Raw genomic sequence first — 1,818 nt, forward strand, 5'->3', positions numbered from 1 at the left:
ATCTCAGCACGCAGCTTTGGTGTTGTACGGGCTTGTGGATGGATAACCATGGCGTTATGCTTCCTCCAGGTTTTGCGTGAGCCAGTCGTTCAATATCTGGCGGGTTCGGAACAAAAGATAGATCCTTTTTGGAATATAATCACATGGTACCCGACACCCACCTGGCCACGGCCCTGGGTATAGCGGTGATCCATCGTGGCCAGCGGGTTCGCTTCTTCAATGTCGTGGATCTGGTGAATCGCCTGGAACAGGAAAAGGCCAATGGCCAGTCCGGCAAAATCATTCGCCAGCTGTTACAGGTGGATCTGGTGATCCTTGATGAACTGGGGTATCTGCCGTTTCCGGAGTCTGGCGGTGCTTTGCTGTTCCACCTGGTCAGCCAGCTCTATGAACGCACCAGTCTGATCATCACCACCAATCTGTCCTTCTCTGAATGGGTGCAGGTCTTTACCGATGCCAAGATGACGACCGCCATGCTCGACCGCATCACTCATCACTGCGACATCATCGAAACCGGCAATGAATCCTACCGGTTCAAACACCGCAATCAGGCCTCATAGCCTGGTCAAAATTGCACGCTGATACCTGGTCAATTTTGGATGCTGTTTGACAGTCTGGTCGAGAAAGCAGGTATCGATAAGCCTGTATCACCGCACAAGCTCAGGCATACTTACGCTACCCGGTTGCTGGAGTCCGGGGCGGAACTGGTGGATATTCAGACGTTACTGGGGCATGTTAATCTGGCGACGACGCAGATTTATACGCATGTGAGTGAAGAGAGGATGGCGGATGTGGTGTCAAAACTATAAGCTATACTACTTGGTAGCAATTTTTCCCACCCTAATCAAACGAGGAATCTCATGGCCAGCGTCGAAAAACTCAGCATAGCCCTGACACATGAAATGGCTGATGAAGTACGCACAGCAGTCAAAAGCGGTGACTATGCCAGCAGCAGCGAGGTTATCCGTGAAGCGCTGCGGGACTGGCGACGAAAACGCGCCCTCCAGGATCAGGAGATCAAGGAACTGCGAGGTCTTTGGCATGAAGGACTAGAGAGTGGCAAAGGCCGATACGGATCTATGGAAGAGATCAAACAGGCGTCTCGCAGACGCTTGGCTGAGAACGATCAATAAGCCCTGAATATGGCCATTTTTCAAAAAACAGCTCAGGCTGAAGAAGACCTGATCGATATCTGGCTCTACATTGCCCAGGATAATCCTGCTGCAGCCGATAACTTACTTGATTCCTTTGAGGAGAAAGGCCAACTGCTGGCAGAGAACCCAGAACTGGGGCAAGCAAGGCCAGATATTGCTGAAGATTTCCGATATTTGCCGGTTGGGCGCTATCTAATGCTTTACCGCATGATTCCCAACGGGATTGAACTGGTGAGAGTGGTGCAGGGTATGCGACTTTTGAGTGCGATATAGGCCGTGCTGTTGTGTTGCGCTGGGTCAATCCTGATAACCGACGCTATTACCAGGTTGATCTGGTGAAGGATCTGCTTGGAGACTGGACTGTTGTTAAGGCTTGGGGCAGTCTGGATTCTCATCGAGGGAATCAGAAAATATGCCTGGTTTCTGGTAAAGAAGATGGGTTAAGCGAGATTCAGGGACTGATAAAAGAACGGCTGTGGCGTGGCTATGCGCTTCAATCAAGTAAATAAAGAGAAGATAAAGAACCAGCAACTACTTAATTAGCTGTCAAGTTCCGATAGATCATAAACTTTCTTTTTGAATAATTCTGGTCGTTCTTTGTACCAATTCTTGAGCGCCTGAATGGGCGTGATGTGCCCCAGGTTTTTCTGTGGGATATGGTAAT

At 49.7% G+C, this 1,818-nt stretch carries 4 protein-coding genes and 2 pseudogenes; 5 read left to right on the forward strand and 1 reads right to left on the reverse strand.

The window, feature by feature from the left end; genetic code table 11:
* Window positions 1-155: 155 nt before the first annotated feature.
* The 5 genes and pseudogenes from ACOCD2_RS18420 to ACOCD2_RS18440 form a co-directional block, all read left to right on the forward strand.
* A pseudogene (locus tag ACOCD2_RS18420) lies at window positions 156-560 on the forward strand (ATP-binding protein); the annotation flags it as partial.
* Between the two features lie 39 nt (window positions 561-599).
* A complete protein-coding gene (locus ACOCD2_RS18425) occupies window positions 600-809 on the forward strand; it encodes a tyrosine-type recombinase/integrase (protein WP_293650251.1) in 210 nt (69 codons plus the stop codon).
* A 51-nt stretch (window positions 810-860) separates the two neighbouring features.
* On the forward strand, window positions 861-1,133 hold the full coding sequence (locus ACOCD2_RS18430; RefSeq protein ID WP_293650250.1) for a ribbon-helix-helix domain-containing protein: 273 nt from the start codon (window positions 861-863) through the stop codon (window positions 1,131-1,133).
* Window positions 1,134-1,142: 9 nt separating this feature from the next.
* Window positions 1,143-1,427 (forward strand): type II toxin-antitoxin system RelE/ParE family toxin, encoded by a 285-nt coding sequence (locus tag ACOCD2_RS18435; RefSeq protein WP_293650249.1) that lies wholly within the window; start codon window positions 1,143-1,145, stop codon window positions 1,425-1,427.
* A 14-nt stretch (window positions 1,428-1,441) separates the two neighbouring features.
* Window positions 1,442-1,663, forward strand: coding sequence for a WGR domain-containing protein (locus tag ACOCD2_RS18440; RefSeq protein ID WP_305800713.1), 222 nt, complete (start codon window positions 1,442-1,444; stop codon window positions 1,661-1,663).
* Between the two features lie 30 nt (window positions 1,664-1,693).
* Here ACOCD2_RS18440 and ACOCD2_RS18445 read toward each other — a convergent pair.
* A pseudogene (locus ACOCD2_RS18445) lies at window positions 1,694-1,818 on the reverse strand (IS481 family transposase); the annotation flags it as partial.

It is taken from the genome of Thiolapillus sp., from assembly GCF_048562965.1.
GTDB lineage: Bacteria > Pseudomonadota > Gammaproteobacteria > Chromatiales > Chromatiaceae > Thiolapillus > Thiolapillus brandeum_A.